Annotated in this window: 11 protein-coding genes and 1 riboswitch; of the genes, 6 read left to right on the forward strand and 5 right to left on the reverse strand. The window is 68.9% G+C overall.

Annotated elements, in window-relative coordinates:
• Positions 1-346 precede the first annotated feature (346 nt).
• The 4 genes from phnC to GBB76_RS00205 all read left to right on the forward strand — a co-directional run bounded on the left by phnC (position 347) and on the right by GBB76_RS00205 (position 5201).
• Positions 347-1189 carry a phosphonate ABC transporter ATP-binding protein gene (phnC, locus tag GBB76_RS00190; protein ID WP_152301409.1) on the forward strand — a complete coding sequence of 281 codons (843 nt, stop codon included), beginning with the start codon at positions 347-349 and terminating at the stop codon, positions 1187-1189.
• Between the two features lie 13 nt (positions 1190-1202).
• Positions 1203-2210 carry a phosphonate ABC transporter substrate-binding protein gene (phnD, locus tag GBB76_RS00195; protein WP_152301410.1) on the forward strand — a complete coding sequence of 336 codons (1008 nt, stop codon included), beginning with the start codon at positions 1203-1205 and terminating at the stop codon, positions 2208-2210.
• 207 nt (positions 2211-2417) lie between these two features.
• Positions 2418-3248: a phosphonate ABC transporter, permease protein PhnE gene (gene phnE, locus GBB76_RS00200; protein WP_152301411.1), complete on the forward strand. Its 831-nt coding sequence runs from the start codon at positions 2418-2420 to the stop codon at positions 3246-3248.
• Positions 3249-3458: 210 nt separating this feature from the next.
• A complete protein-coding gene (locus tag GBB76_RS00205; RefSeq protein WP_152301412.1) occupies positions 3459-5201 on the forward strand; it encodes an ABC transporter ATP-binding protein/permease in 1743 nt (580 codons plus the stop codon).
• A 23-nt stretch (positions 5202-5224) separates the two neighbouring features.
• Here GBB76_RS00205 and clcA read toward each other — a convergent pair whose 3' ends face one another.
• The 5 genes from clcA to GBB76_RS00230 form a co-directional block, all read right to left on the reverse strand.
• The gene (gene clcA, locus GBB76_RS00210; protein WP_152301413.1) at positions 5225-6526 is read right to left on the reverse strand and encodes a H(+)/Cl(-) exchange transporter ClcA; all 1302 of its coding nucleotides are present in this window, start codon (positions 6524-6526) and stop codon (positions 5225-5227) included.
• A gap of 173 nt (positions 6527-6699) precedes the next feature.
• Positions 6700-7650: an ABC transporter substrate-binding protein gene (locus tag GBB76_RS00215; protein ID WP_152301414.1), complete on the reverse strand. Its 951-nt coding sequence runs from the start codon at positions 7648-7650 to the stop codon at positions 6700-6702.
• A gap of 78 nt (positions 7651-7728) precedes the next feature.
• Positions 7729-7846, reverse strand: a riboswitch (TPP riboswitch).
• A 256-nt stretch (positions 7847-8102) separates the two neighbouring features.
• Positions 8103-9302 (reverse strand): winged helix-turn-helix domain-containing protein, encoded by a 1200-nt coding sequence (locus tag GBB76_RS00220; protein ID WP_152301415.1) that lies wholly within the window; start codon positions 9300-9302, stop codon positions 8103-8105.
• Positions 9299-10201 carry a GGDEF domain-containing protein gene (locus GBB76_RS00225; protein WP_152301416.1) on the reverse strand — a complete coding sequence of 301 codons (903 nt, stop codon included), beginning with the start codon at positions 10199-10201 and terminating at the stop codon, positions 9299-9301. The genes GBB76_RS00220 and GBB76_RS00225 overlap by 4 nt, the downstream gene beginning before the upstream one ends.
• An 86-nt stretch (positions 10202-10287) precedes the next feature.
• Positions 10288-11040, reverse strand: coding sequence for an ABC transporter permease (locus GBB76_RS00230; protein WP_152301417.1), 753 nt, complete (start codon positions 11038-11040; stop codon positions 10288-10290).
• Between the two features lie 169 nt (positions 11041-11209).
• Here GBB76_RS00230 and GBB76_RS00235 point away from each other — a divergent pair, with 169 nt between their 5' ends.
• Together GBB76_RS00235 and GBB76_RS00240 are read left to right on the forward strand one after the other, a co-directional pair.
• A complete protein-coding gene (locus tag GBB76_RS00235) occupies positions 11210-12049 on the forward strand; it encodes a universal stress protein (protein ID WP_152301418.1) in 840 nt (279 codons plus the stop codon).
• Between the two features lie 119 nt (positions 12050-12168).
• Positions 12169-13269 (forward strand): choloylglycine hydrolase family protein, encoded by a 1101-nt coding sequence (locus GBB76_RS00240; RefSeq protein WP_152301419.1) that lies wholly within the window; start codon positions 12169-12171, stop codon positions 13267-13269.
• The last annotated feature ends 34 nt before the right edge of the window (positions 13270-13303 follow it).

Raw genomic sequence — 13303 nt, forward strand, 5'->3', positions numbered from 1 at the left:
TCCCCCTGCCGCCGGTCTGCCAGCCATCGCGGAAGTGTGACGACGGCGCGCGGGCGAAGTCAACGAAGGTACGAGACCCGTCCCGCCCGCAATCGCGCGGGTGCCCGTTACCTCCCGCGTTGCGGCCGGCCGGAGAGCGTTCCCCGGGACGACGACACGGGCGGATTGAAAACGCAGGCGAATCCCGTGAATGCGGCGCGCGTGCGGGCGGCCGGACCGCCAACCCGCGCAAAGCGGCGCGGCATGCGGCATTGCGCGCCGTCATCGAACTGTAATGTCACCTTCATCCACTCGTCACGGCGCGCCGTTAACCCAAGCCGGTCTTCAACAGCCGGCAGGAGTTCCGATGGCGGCGGCGCTGCAACTCGACCGGGTCAGCAAGACCTATGGCGCCATGCGCGCCGTGGACAACGTCTCGATCCTGATCCGGGAGGGCGAGCGCGTGGCGCTGATCGGCGCCTCGGGCTCCGGCAAGTCGACGCTGATCCGCCTCGCCTCCGGGCTGATCCTGGCCGATGCGCAGGGTAACGGCACCGGCGCGGTGCACGCCTTCGGCCTCAAGGTACAGGAAGGCGGCCGCCTGGCCTCTGAGGTGCGCGCGGCGCGCCGCAATATCGGCCTCGTCTTCCAGCAGTTCGCACTTGCCGGCCGGCTCAGCGTCATGACCAACGTGCTGGTCGGCGTGCTCGGCCGGATCAACGTGCTGCGCGGCACGCTCGGCCTGTTCAATGCCGACGAGAAGCGCACAGCCTATGCCGCACTCGCCGAGGTCGGCATCGCCCAGCACGCCGCCAAGCGTGCCCGCGAGCTTTCCGGCGGCCAGCAGCAGCGCGTCGCCATCGCCCGCGCGCTGGTGCAGGGCGCCCGCCTCGTGCTCGCCGACGAGCCGATCGCCTCGCTCGACCCCAAGAGCGCCAAGCGGGTGATGGACACGCTGGTGACGCTGAGCCGCGACCACGGCATCGCGCTGGTCGTGTCGCTGCATCAGGTGGACTACGCCACCGCCTATTTCGACCGCGTCATCGCGATGAATGCCGGGCGCGTCGTGTTCGACGGCCCCGCCGCGCAGATCAACGCGGCCTTCCTGACCGAGCTCTACGGCGCCAGCGCCGAGGAGCTGATCCTTCCCAGCCAGTTCGTGGTGCCGGTTCCCGCCGATGCCGCTGCCCCCTCCCAGACCGTTTCCTGACAGGAGCACACCCATGAAACGCCTGATCGCCGCCAGCCTCGCGCTGGCCGCCCTCGCGAGCGCCCCGGCCCGCGCCGCCGAAGAGATCAAGGAACTGAACTTCGGCTTCATCTCGACCGAGTCCTCGGCCAACCTCGCCAAGAGCTTCGAGCCGCTGATCAAGGACATGGAAAAGGCCATCGGCATTCCGGTGAAGCCCTTCTTCGTCGGCGACTATGCCGGCGTGATCGAGGGCATGCGCTTCAAGAAGGTCGACGTGGCGTGGTACGGCAACAAGTCGGCCATGGAAGCGGTGGACCGCGCGGGCGGCGAAGTGTTCGTGAAGACCGCCAAGCCGGACGGTTCCTCGGGCTACTACTCGCTGATCGTCACCAACGTCGACCGCAACGACATCAACGAGCTCAAGGACGTCCTGGACTGCTCGAAGGGCTACAACTTCGGCAATGGCGACCCGAACTCCACCTCGGGCTTCTTGGTGCCGAGCTACTACGTCTTCGCGCTGAACAATGTCGACCCGAACAAGTGCTACAAGCGCGTCGTGGCCGGCAACCATGAAGCCAACCTGCTGTCGGTCGCCAACAAGCAGGTCGACTTCGCCACCAACAACACCGAGAACGTGTCGCGCCTCCAGTCGACCCGTCCGGCCGAAGCCGCCAAGATCAAGGAAGTGTGGCGCTCGCCGCTGATCGCCGGCGACCCGATCGTGTGGCGCAAGGATCTGCCGGCTGACCTCAAGGCCAAGATCTACACCTTCTTCATGACCTATGGCCGCAACGGCACGCCGGAAGAGATCGAGCATGCCCGCGCCGTGCTCGCCAAGACCTCGGACGGCTGGGGTCCCTTCCTCGCCTCTTCCGACGCCCAGCTGATCCCGGTTCGCCAGCTCGAACTGTTCAAGGCCAAGGTCAAGGCCCAGAACGACGACAAGCTCTCGGCTGACGAGAAGGCCGCGAAGATCAAGGACATCGACGCCAAGCTCGCCGCTCTCGAAGAGCAGCAGAAGAAGCTCCCCAGCATGTGAGCTGCGACGGGCGGCCTGCGCGCCGCCCGTCCTCTTCCTCGCGATCCGATCCCGATCCCGGAGCGGCCGACAGGGCCGCCTCCGGGATCGCCGCGAGAGGCGGCCGGCACAGCCCCGCCATCGAGAACCGCCCTCGAAATACGCCCTCGGAATCCGCCCTCCTTGCCGCCGCGACGCCGCGGCCGTGCCGACGACAGGGACACCGCCATGTTCGCCACCGAAGCCGAGCGTACCGCCCACCGCGCCGCTGAGCGCGCTCTGCCGGCCCCGCCGGTGACGCCGCTCCTCACCCGCCTGACGCGCCTCGCCCTCGGCGCCCTGCTGGTGGTGCTGCTGGTGTTCTCCTGGCACGAGGCGGAGATGAACCCGGCCCAGCTCATGCGCGACGCCGGCAACATGGCCACCCTCGGCGCCGACTTCCTGCGTCCCGACTTCACCGACTGGGACGTCTATCTCAACGCCATGCTGGAAACGCTGGCGATCGCCATCTGGGGCACCCTGCTGGCCGTGATTGTCGGCATCCCCTTCGGCATCCTCTCGGCCGACAATGTGGTGCCGCGCTGGGTCGCCTTCCCGATCCGCCGGGTGATGGACGCCTGCCGCGCCATCAACGAGCTGGTGTTCGCGCTGATCTTCATCGCCGCCGTCGGCCTCGGCCCCTTCGCCGGCGTGATGGCGCTGTGGATCCACACCACCGGCGTGATCGCCAAGCTGTTCTCGGAGGCCGTCGAGGCCATCGACCCGGCCCCGGTCGAGGGCATTCGCGGCACCGGCGGCACCTGGCTGCAGGAAGTGATCTACGGCGTGCTGCCGCAGGTTCTGCCGCTGTGGATCTCCTATGCCCTCTACCGCTTCGAATCCAATGTCCGCTCGGCGACCGTGCTCGGCATCGTCGGCGGCGGCGGCATCGGCATGACCTTCAACGAGACCATGCGCGGCTTCCTCTACTCGCAGGCCGCCGCGATCCTGATCATCGTGGTGCTGACGGTCTCGGTGCTCGACATGATCAGCCAGCGGGTTCGCAAGCGGTTCATCTGAGCCTTTCAGGACGCCGTCCCGGCCTGCCGGGGCGGCCGACGCACGAGACGCGGCGCGGACGGGATCGTCCGCGCCTTTTTTCGTTTCGCACGGCGCGCGCCCGCCGGGCGGAAAATGGCGCACAAGCTCTCCAAACATTAATGTCGCGGTCACCGTCCCGCCAGCATCGGCCGGCTCATATGGCCGTTCCGCCCCACCGGAGTCGCTCCCTTGCGTGCCATCCTCTCGCTCCTCGCCGATGTCTGGCGGCTGTCCATTCCCTATTTCCGCGGTGAAGACCGCTGGCGCGGCCTCGCGCTGCTGGGGGCGGTGGTCGCCATGGAGGTGGCCTGGGTCTTCGCCTCCGTGATGGTCAACAAGTGGAACGCCGTCTTCTACGACGCGATCCAGGAGAAGGACTATGCGGCCTTCACCCGCCAGCTCTGGATTTTCGCCTTCATCGCGGCGGGCGCGATCACGGTCGCCGTCTATCAGGTCTATCTGCGCCAGTGGCTGGAGATACGCTGGCGCAACTGGATGACCGAGAAGTACCTCTCCGCCTGGCTCGCCAACCAGACGCACTACCGGATGCGGCTGAAGGGCGACATGGCCGACAACCCCGACCAGCGCATCGCCGAGGACATCCGCAGCTACATCGCGCAGACCATCAGCCTGTTTCTGGGCCTGCTCAACGCGGTGATGACGCTGTGCTCCTTCGCCGTCATCCTGTGGGGCCTGTCGGGTGGCTTCTCGTTCAACCTGTTCGGCGGAAGCTGGACCATCCCCGGCTATCTCGTCTGGGCCGCCTTCGCCTATGCGGCGGCCGGCACGCTGCTGGCCCATCTCATCGGCCGGGTGCTGGTGAAGCTGAACTTCGACCAGCAGCGCTTCGAGGCGGATTACCGCGTCGAACTGGTGCGCGTGCGCGAGAATGGCGAGCAGATCGCGCTGATGAGCGGCGAGCCGGTGGAGCGCGGGCGCCTGCTCTCGCGCTTCGCCCATGTGGTGCACAATTACTGGGGCATCATGATCGCGCAGAAGCGGCTGACCTGGTTCACCGCCGGCTACAGCCAGCTCTCGGTGATCTTCCCCTTCGTGGTGGTCTCGCCGGCCTATTTCGCCGGCACCATCCAGCTCGGCCAGCTCATGCAGACCGGCTCGGCCTTCGGGCAGGTGCAGGGCTCCTTCTCCTTCTTCATCGGCGCCTATGCCACGCTCGCCGACTGGAAATCGGTGGTCGACCGTCTGGTCGGCTTCGAGCGCTCGGTGCAGATGACGCAGGCCGAGGCGCTGCAGAGCGAGTTCCGCGAGGCGCCGGCGGTGACGGCCGACGCGCCGCTCGCCCTCGCGCAGATGGAGGTGCGCCTGCCGGACGGGCGCGCGCTGCTCACCGTCGACGATTTCGATGTCCGGCGCGGCGAGCGGGTGCTGCTCACCGGGCCCTCGGGAAGCGGCAAGAGCACGCTGCTGCGCGCCATTGCCGGCATCTGGCCCTATGGCCACGGGCAGATCGCCCTGGCACCGGGCGCCCGCATGCTGACGCTGCCGCAGCGTCCCTACCTGCCCATCGGCTCGCTGCGCGGCGCGCTCGCCTATCCCGACCCGATCGGCCGGCACGAGGACGAGGAACTGCGCCTCGCGCTGGAGGCGGTCGGCCTGGCCGGCTTCGCCGGGCGGCTCGACGAGCGGGCGCTGTGGCCGGCGGTGATGTCGGGCGGCGAGCAGCAGCGCCTCGCGGTCGCCCGCGCTCTGCTGATCAAGCCGGACGTGCTGCTGCTGGACGAAGCGACCTCGGCGCTCGACGAGCCGGGCGAGGCGGCACTCTACCGCCTGCTGCGCGAGCGCCTGCCGGCGGCGGCGATCCTGTCGATCGGCCACCGCTCGACGCTGCGGGAACTGCACGAGCGCCATATCGAGCTGCACCGCAGCGGCGACGGGCCGGCGACGCTGGAGGGAGTTCCGGCGGGCGCCTGAGCCGGGCGGCTAAACCGGGCGGCTCAGCGCGAGGCGGCGGCGCGGCCCTCCGCCTCGATCGCCAGCGTGCGTTCCAGCAGGATCTCGTAGATCGGGCGTCCGCCCAGCGCCAGCGAGGTCATGTTGGAGAAGATGGCGGTGATCATCACCGGCACCAGCACCGCATAGGCGCCGGTGAGTTCGAGCACCAGCACCATGCCGACCATCGGCGCGCCGATGGTGGAGGCGAACAGCCCGCTCATGGCTGCGATGGCGAAGGCGGCGTGCCCGTGCTCGGGCAGCGCCGTCACGCTCTCGATGGCGGTGCCGTAGCAGAGGCCGATGGTGGTGGCGAGGGCGAGGATGGGCGCGAAGATGCCGCCGGCGACGCCGGTGGAATAGCTCGCCATCGTCATGACGAAGCGCAGCAGCACGATGACCGCCAGCATGGCCAGCGGCAGCCCTTCCTTGGTCAGTTGCACGGCCAGCAGTTCGCCGCCTTGCGTCGCCTCCGGCCGCACGAAGATCAGCACGCCGACGACGAGGCCGACCACGGCCGGGAAGATGTAGAAGGAGGTGCGCTGGCCGAGCCGGCGTACATGGTCAAGCGACCAGACCAGCGTGCGGTTGAAGACGACGCCGACCACGCCGAGGACGGCGCCCAGCACCATGAAGGCCGGCAGCCAGCCATAGGGGATGGCCGAGGCTTCCAGCAGCATGTAAGGCCGGTTGCCGGTCAGGTACTCGGTGACGATGGCGCTGGCGATGGAGGCGAGCACGACGGCGATGTAGCTGCGCGAGGAATAGGGAAACTGCCGGCGGGTTTCCTCGATGACGAAGAGCACCGCCGCCAGCGGCGCGTTGAACGCCGCCGCGAGGCCCGCCGCGCCGCCCGCTGCGAGCATCGCCCGCATGTCCTCGGACGGCCATTTCATCAGGTCGGAGGCCGCCTTGGCGACCGAGGCGCCGATATGGATGGTGGGGCCCTCGCGGCCGAGCACCATGCCGGAGGACAGCGAGAGGAAGCCGCCGACGAACTTCACCGGCAGCACGCGGTGCCAGCGCACCTCGCGCAGCCCTTCCATCGCGCCCTCGATCTCCGGCACGCCGGAGCCGCTGGCTTCCGGGGCGAAGCGGCGCACCAGCCAGAGCGCGGTGAGGGTCATGGCGGCGGCGACCAGCGCGCCGGCGGCGTAGAGCGCGACGCCGTCGAGCTGGAGAGTCCCGTGCAGGAAGGCGGGCCAGGCGGCGGTGAAGGTCTCGACGCCGACATGCAGGCCGGAGCCGAGCACGCCGACGATCGCGCCGACCAGTATCGCCACCGCGTGATACGGCACATTGCTCATGCCTGCCCCTCTGCGTCCCTGCTGCCCCCGCATCGGTTAGCATCGCTGGGCGGGGATCGGAAGGTTTCATGAGCAACGTCATCCCCGGGCTCGACCCGGGGATCCACGGTCTGGTCGCCAGAAGGCGTGGATGGCCGGGCCAGGCCCGGCCATGACGGGGTGAGTGGCGGCGTCTACGGCAGCGTCGGCGCGTAGACCGAGACCGGCTCGACCTTGTCGATCAGGCCGTGGCTTTTCATGAAGTCGCCGAAGCGGGCGTAGCGGCCGGAATCGAGCGCCGCCGGGGCATGGGCGAAGCGGCGCAGCGTGTCGGCCCAGGCGGTGCGGTTGAGCTCGTCGTCGAGCTTCGGATTCGCCTTCACGAACACTTCCCAGGCGTCCTGCGGGTGGTTGAGGATGTAGATAGTGGCGTCCTCGACGGCGGCCAGGAAGGCTTTGAGGCGCGGGTCGCCGATCTTGTCCTTGTGGGTGACATAGATCAGCTCGTCGAAGACCGGCACGCCGTGCTCCTCGGGGAAGAAGGCCAGCCCCTCCTTGCCCTCCAGCCGGATCTGGGTGAGCTCGAAATTGCGGTAGGCGCCGATCACCGCGTCGACCTTGCCGGCGACGAGGGCGGGGGAGAGCGCGAAATTGACGTTGATCATCGTCACGTCGGAGGGCTTGAGCCCGGCGCTCGCCAGCATGGTGCCGAGCAGCGCGTCCTCCAGCCCCGCCACCGAATAGCCCACCGTCTTGCCCTTGAGGTCGGCGATCGACTTGATCGGACCGTCCTTCAGCACCACCAGCGCGGTGAGCGGGGTCGACACCAGCGTGCCGAAGCGCACCAGCGGCAGGCCCTCCTTGACCGAGAGATAGAGGCTCGGCTGGTAGCTCACCGCGATCTCCGCCTGACCGGCGGCGACGAGGCGCGGCGGGGCGGACGGATCGGCCGGCGCGACGAGTTCGACGTCGAGGCCGTGCGCTTTGAAGAAGCCTTTCTCCTGCGCCACGATCAGCGGGGCGTGGTCGGGGTTGACGTACCAGTCGAGCAGGACGGTGAGCTTGTCGGCGGCCGCCGCCGGGGCAAGCCCGAGCGCGAGGGCCATGAGGATGCCGCCGGTGCGCGCGGCAAGGTTCTTCAGCATTGGATCTCCTCCCTTGTGGAGATCCGGCACATGAGCTTTCGGGGGAAATCCGGCTCGGGTCCGCGCGGCTCGCGTGGCTTCCCGCCGTCGTTCCGTCCCTTCGCCGGCATGACCCGGATCAGGTTCAAAGGGTCTGGCGGCTGCCATCTCAGCCCCTTCGGCCATAAAGGCCGGCGGGACACCCCTCGGACACGGCAAGGCTAGCATCGCTGGCATGCCACGGCAATCAGGCGGGTGGGGGTGGGGGATTCCGGCGGACAAGCGATCCCGGATCGGCCTCCGGCCGTCCGGGATGACAATGAAGCGAACGTGCCGTCATCCCGGCCGCAGGACATCCTCGCCGCCCTCATGCCCGGGCTTGACCCGGGCACCCAGAGTCCGGGTGTGCGGCCCAAAGGTCTGGATCCCCGGGTCAAGCCCGGCGATGAGGGGCGTTTCGAGCGGCGCCGCGTCTACTCGCCCCGCCAGCCGTCGAGATAGACGGTGCGCTCCACCCCGGCGAAGCGGCCGAGGCGGGCGAGTTCCGCGTCGAGCGCGTCGAGCCGGCCGCCGGAGGCGCGCACGCCCGGCTCCAGCCACAGCCGGCGCACGTCGAGCGTGCCGGCCTTGCGGTCCGCCTTCATGTCGATGCGCCCGATCATCCGGTCGCCTTCCAACAGCGGGAAGACGTAGTAGCCATAGACCCGCTTGGGCGCCGGCACGAAGACCTCGATGCGGTAGTTGAAGCCGAACAGCCGTTCCGCCCGGTTGCGGTCGCGCAGCAGCGGGTCGAACGGGCTCAGCACCCGCAGCCGCGCGGGCGGGGCGGGCAGCGCGTCGAAGGCGGTCGCGGCATCGGCAAAGGCGTGCGAGGCGCGCGGGCGCCCGTCCGCCCCGGTGAGCAGGACCGGCACCAGCCGGTCGCGGGCGGCCTCGACCCAGCGCCGCGCCTCCTCCGGCGTGATCAGGCCCCAGAAGGCGGCGATCTCGCCCGAGGTGGCAAAGCCCAGCCGTTCCAGCGCCGATGTGCAGGCCCAGTCGACAAAGGCCTCCTCCGACACCTCGCCGGCGAAATGGCGGGACGGGATGACCCGCTCGGTGAGGTCGTAGACCTTCTGGAAGCCCTCGCGCCCGGCGATGGCGAGCGCGCCGGTGCGCCAGTGATATTCGAGCGCCGTCTTCTCCGGGTGCCAGTTCCACCAGCCGCCGGGCTGGCGCTTGCCCTCGCCCGGCTCCTGCTCGAAGTCGCGCGCCATCAACGGGCCCTCGCGGCGCACGCGCTCCAGCACGTGGTCGACATAGCTCTCGAAGCCGTTCTCGTGCCAGGAGCGCCAGCGCTCGGCCAGCGTCGCGCGGGCGCGGGCGAAGCGGTGCTTCCAGTAGGGGAACAGGTTCGCCGGGACGATGGCGGCGTCGTGCGTCCAGTGCTCGAACAGCGCGCCGTCCTTCTCCAGCAGCGCGGTAAGGTGCTCGCGCTTGTAGCTCGGGTTGCGGGCGAAGAGGATGTGATGATGCGCGCGCTCGACGGTGGCGATGCTGTCGACCTGCACGAAGCCGAGATCGTCGATCAGCTCCAGCAGTCCCGCCCGGCTCATCGCGCCGCGCGGCCGGCTGAGCTGCTGCCGGGCGAGGAAGATGCGGCGGGCCCCGGCATTGGAGAGGACGAGGCTCACGCGTCACCGATCCAGTCGAGAGCCACCGCGACGCGACCGCCGGTCGCCTTGGCGGCGTACATCAGCGTGTCGGCGCGGCCCAGCAGCGTGTCAGAATCGATCTGCTGCCGGGTGACGGCGACGCCGATGGCCGCCCCGATGGAAAGCCGGTGTCCCTCGGCCTCGATGGCCGCGCACAGGGCATCGGCGAAGGCCTGCATGGCCTCGAGGGTCGGAATGTCATCCTGCGAGAAGGTCGTGATCTTGGCGAACTCGTCGCCGCCGATCCTCGCCACGAGGTGCCGGGAACCGGCATGGCGGCGCAGCCGGTCGGCGAGCGTGCGCAGAACCGCGTCGCCCGCCGCGTGGCCGAAGCGGTCGTTGACCGTCTTGAAGCCGTTGAGGTCGATATAGGCGAGGCTGATGCCATCGCCCTCGGCGCGCTGGTCGAGGATGCTGCGCAGCCGGTGGTCGAACGCCGCCCGGTTGGGCAGGCCCGTCACCACGTCGGTATAGGCGGCTTCGAGGATGCGGCGCTCGAAGGCCTTGCGCTCGGAATTGTCGATGATGATCTCGATGTCGAACTTCTGCCCCTCGATGGTGCGGCGCTGGGTGGAAATGAGCGTCGGCACGATGCGGCCGGAGGCGTGCCGCAGGTCGACCTCTTCCAGCTGGAACAGCCCGATCGTGTCCAGCGCCTCGATGCGCCGCAGCCGCTGCGGGTCGTCGAGCGCGCGGACCGTGTCGAGATACATCGGCTTGCCGTCGATCTCTTCCCAGCGGCGGCCGATCAGGGCCAGATAGGCCGGATTCGCCATGATGTAGCGCGAGACGTGCTCTGCCGTCGAAATGCAGATGGCCACGGGCGAAAGCTCGAAGACGTCGACGAGCGCTTCATAGATCACGTGGCGCGAGATCATGGATTCTCACAGGAGCGGCAGGACGGACATCGTCCATCCAAGCCCTCGCCGACGCAAGCCCGTCCGCGCATCTGCCCACCGTCGGTTCAGCCCGGCGCGGTCTCCGGTGCCCACGGCACGAGGCGGGTGAGAGCCCGGTCGGCCAGCGTGAACAGAATCAGCGCGAGGGCGAGCAGCACCGCGAGCGCGGCGAACACCATGTCGGTCTGCATGCGGGCGTTGGAATAGATCATGAGGTAGCCGAGCCCGGCCGAGGCGCCGACCCATTCGCCCACCACGGCGCCGATCGGCGCGACGGCGGTGGCGACACGCAGGCCCGAGGCGAGCGCGGGCAGCGCCGCCGGGATGCGGATGAAGCGCAGCGTCGCCGCCGTGCCCGCCCCGCCGAGCCGGGCGAGATCGACCAGTCCCTGCTCGGTGCGTGCGAGCCCGTCATGGAAGGCGGAGGCGACCGGAAAGAAGATGATGAGGCTCGCCATCACGATCTTGGAGGACAGGCCGAAGCCGAACCAGATCACCAGAAGCGGGGCGATGGCGAAGACGGGCAGCGCCTGCGCGACGAGCAGCACCGGGCGCATGGCGCGGCGCATCAGCGGCGAGGACGCCATGGCGAGGGCGCAGCCGATGCCGAGCAGCGAGCCGCAGAGCAGGCCGAGCAGCATCTCGCCGAGCGTGATGGCGGCATTGCGGGCGAGAATGTCGGCATTATCCCAGGCCGTCACACCGATGCGAAGCGGCCCCGGCAGGATGTAGGCTGGCAGGCCGAACAGGCGCACAATGGCCTCCCACAGGGCCAGTAGCACGAAGGTGATGGCGATCGTGCGCCCGGCGGCGGCCATAAGGAAAATCCCTGTATCGGTTTCAGCACCTATAGCGGCCGGGCGGTGGCTGCGCGAGTGTTGCCTGCGCCGCGCGGCAAGGGTGGCGCCCCGCAAGTCTTGACGCCTGTCAAAGCGACCACACTTGATTGGGAAGAATATCGCGAACGTCAGAAGTGGAGGAAGCCAAATGATAAAGGACATTCTCGTCAGCCTTCGCGTAGGGGAAGGTGACGAAGATACGGCCGTCGACTATGCGGTTTCTGCCGCGGCGGCGCTCGGCGCCCAGCTCACCGGCGTGGCGGTGAGCTACCAGATCGACGTCCCGCCGGTGTATACCGAAGCCTTCTCGACCGATTTCATCGAGGCCCAGCGGGCCGAGAGCCAGCGTCTGGCGCAGCTTTCGGTGGAGCATTTCGGCGAGGCGTCGCGCTCGCTCGGCCTGACCGCCGAAGTCCGCCTGATCGACGGCACGCCCGGCGGCGCGGCCGAGCAGATCGGCACCATTGCGCGCCTGTTCGACCTGACCATCGTCAACCAGGCCGATCCGGACAAGCTCGGCGCCGAGGAAGTGATCACCGAGGCGGTGCTGTTCGATTCCGGCCGGCCGGTGCTGGTGGTGCCGCGCAAGCAGCAGAAGCCCTTCTCCGCCAAGCGCATCCTTGTCGCCTGGGACGGCGGACGCGCCGCCGCCCGCGCGATCGCCGAGGCGCGCTCGCTGTTCGCCCATGCCGATCTCGTCGAGGCGGTAGTGGTCGACAGCGGCAAGTCGAAGAAGGGCGGCGACCTTCCCGGCGCCGACCTCGCCCGCCATCTCGCCCGTCACGGCAAGTCGGTGGAACTGCGCCGGCTGGTGCTGGGCAGCGGCGAGGGAATCGTCGACGTGCTGCTGAAGGAGGTGGAGGCCCGCGATATCGATCTCGTGGTGCTCGGCGGCTACGGCCATTCGCGCCTGCGCGAATTCGTGCTGGGCGGCGTGACGCGCGACATTCTGGAGCGGACCACGGTTCCCCTGTTCCTCGCGCATTGAGGACGACGCCTTCGGCGTTACGATCCGGGCCCGGCGTCACGCGCCGGGCCTTTTTTAATCAGGAGCGCCGGCGGAACGGCTTTTGGCCGCCGACCGGCGTCGGCAGGAGGAAGCCACCCATGAAACGCGCTCTCGCCACCGCCTTCGCGCTGCTGGCCAGCGTCAACCTCGCGCTGGGCTGCACGGCGGTCGACATCGCCGCCGCCGACGGCAGCGTGCTCGCCGGACGCACCATGGAATGGGCGTTCGACATGAAATGGACGCTGGTGAACCAGCCGAAGGGCACGCAGCTCCAGCTCGCCGCCCCGAAGGCGACCGGCCTGCCGACGAACACCTTCGCCACCAAATACGCGGTGGTCGGCGTCAGCGCCGGCATCATTCCGGGCGTGACGCTGCTCGACGGGCAGAATTCCGAAGGGCTCTCGATGAGCGCCAACTTCCTGCCGGGCTTCACCCAGTACCAGACGGTGACGAAGGCCGACACGCAGTACCAGTCGATCCTGACCTTCGGCTCGTGGGCGCTGGGCGGCTTCGCCAGTGTCGCGGAACTGCGCGCGGCGCTGCCGGCCATGAAGGTGTGGGCCGACGATTCGCTGCCCACCGGCCCGACGCCGGCCACGCTGCACTTCGTCTTCGTCGACCGCAGCGGGGCGGGAATCGTGGTCGAATATGTCGGCGGCGCGCTGCGCGTCTACGACAATGCCGCCCATGTGCTCACCAACGCGCCGACCTATGACTGGCATCTGACCAATCTGCGCAACTATCTCAGCCTCTCGAACCTCGCCGTGGCGAGCCGGCAGGTCGGGGCGGCCAATGTGACGGAGATCGGCCAGGGCGGCGGCCTCGTGGGCCTTCCCGGCGACTACACGCCGCCCTCGCGTTTCGTGCGCGCGGCGTTTCTGCGCCACTATGTGACGGCGCCGAAGGATATCGGCGAGGCGACGCAGGCGGTCGCCCATATCCTCAACAATGTCGATATCCCGCTCGGTGTCGCCGCCTTCCGCAATGCGGATGGCAGCTATGGGTCGGACTACACGCAATGGGTCGTGCTGAAGGACCTGACCAATAACCGCCTCACCATCGCGGACTACGCCCACCGCACCGGCTTCCTGACCATCGAACTCGACGCGCTGTTCGCGCTCGACGCGCCGGCGGGCAAGCTGGTGAACGATCTGCCCTATCCGAAGGCGACGGCGGGCGCGGCGGTGCTGGCCCCCTGAGCCGACTCCGGGTCGCCCGCTAGCTGGCCGCTGG

It is taken from the genome of Ancylobacter sp. TS-1, from assembly GCF_009223885.1.
GTDB lineage: Bacteria > Pseudomonadota > Alphaproteobacteria > Rhizobiales > Xanthobacteraceae > Ancylobacter.

Bases quoted from the DNA above. Each gene is read 5' to 3' on its own strand.
- GBB76_RS00235 (WP_152301418.1), top strand. From the start codon at position 11,210: ATGATAAAGGACATTCTCGTCAGCCTTCGCGTAGGGGAAGGTGACGAA.
- phnC (WP_152301409.1), top strand. From the start codon at position 347: ATGGCGGCGGCGCTGCAACTCGACCGGGTCAGCAAGACCTATGGCGCC.
- GBB76_RS00225 (WP_152301416.1), bottom strand. From the start codon at position 10,201: ATGATCTCGCGCCACGTGATCTATGAAGCGCTCGTCGACGTCTTCGAG.
- GBB76_RS00240 (WP_152301419.1), top strand. From the start codon at position 12,169: ATGAAACGCGCTCTCGCCACCGCCTTCGCGCTGCTGGCCAGCGTCAAC.
- GBB76_RS00230 (WP_152301417.1), bottom strand. From the start codon at position 11,040: ATGGCCGCCGCCGGGCGCACGATCGCCATCACCTTCGTGCTACTGGCC.
- clcA (WP_152301413.1), bottom strand. From the start codon at position 6,526: ATGAGCAATGTGCCGTATCACGCGGTGGCGATACTGGTCGGCGCGATC.
- phnD (WP_152301410.1), top strand. From the start codon at position 1,203: ATGAAACGCCTGATCGCCGCCAGCCTCGCGCTGGCCGCCCTCGCGAGC.
- GBB76_RS00215 (WP_152301414.1), bottom strand. From the start codon at position 7,650: ATGCTGAAGAACCTTGCCGCGCGCACCGGCGGCATCCTCATGGCCCTC.
- phnE (WP_152301411.1), top strand. From the start codon at position 2,418: ATGTTCGCCACCGAAGCCGAGCGTACCGCCCACCGCGCCGCTGAGCGC.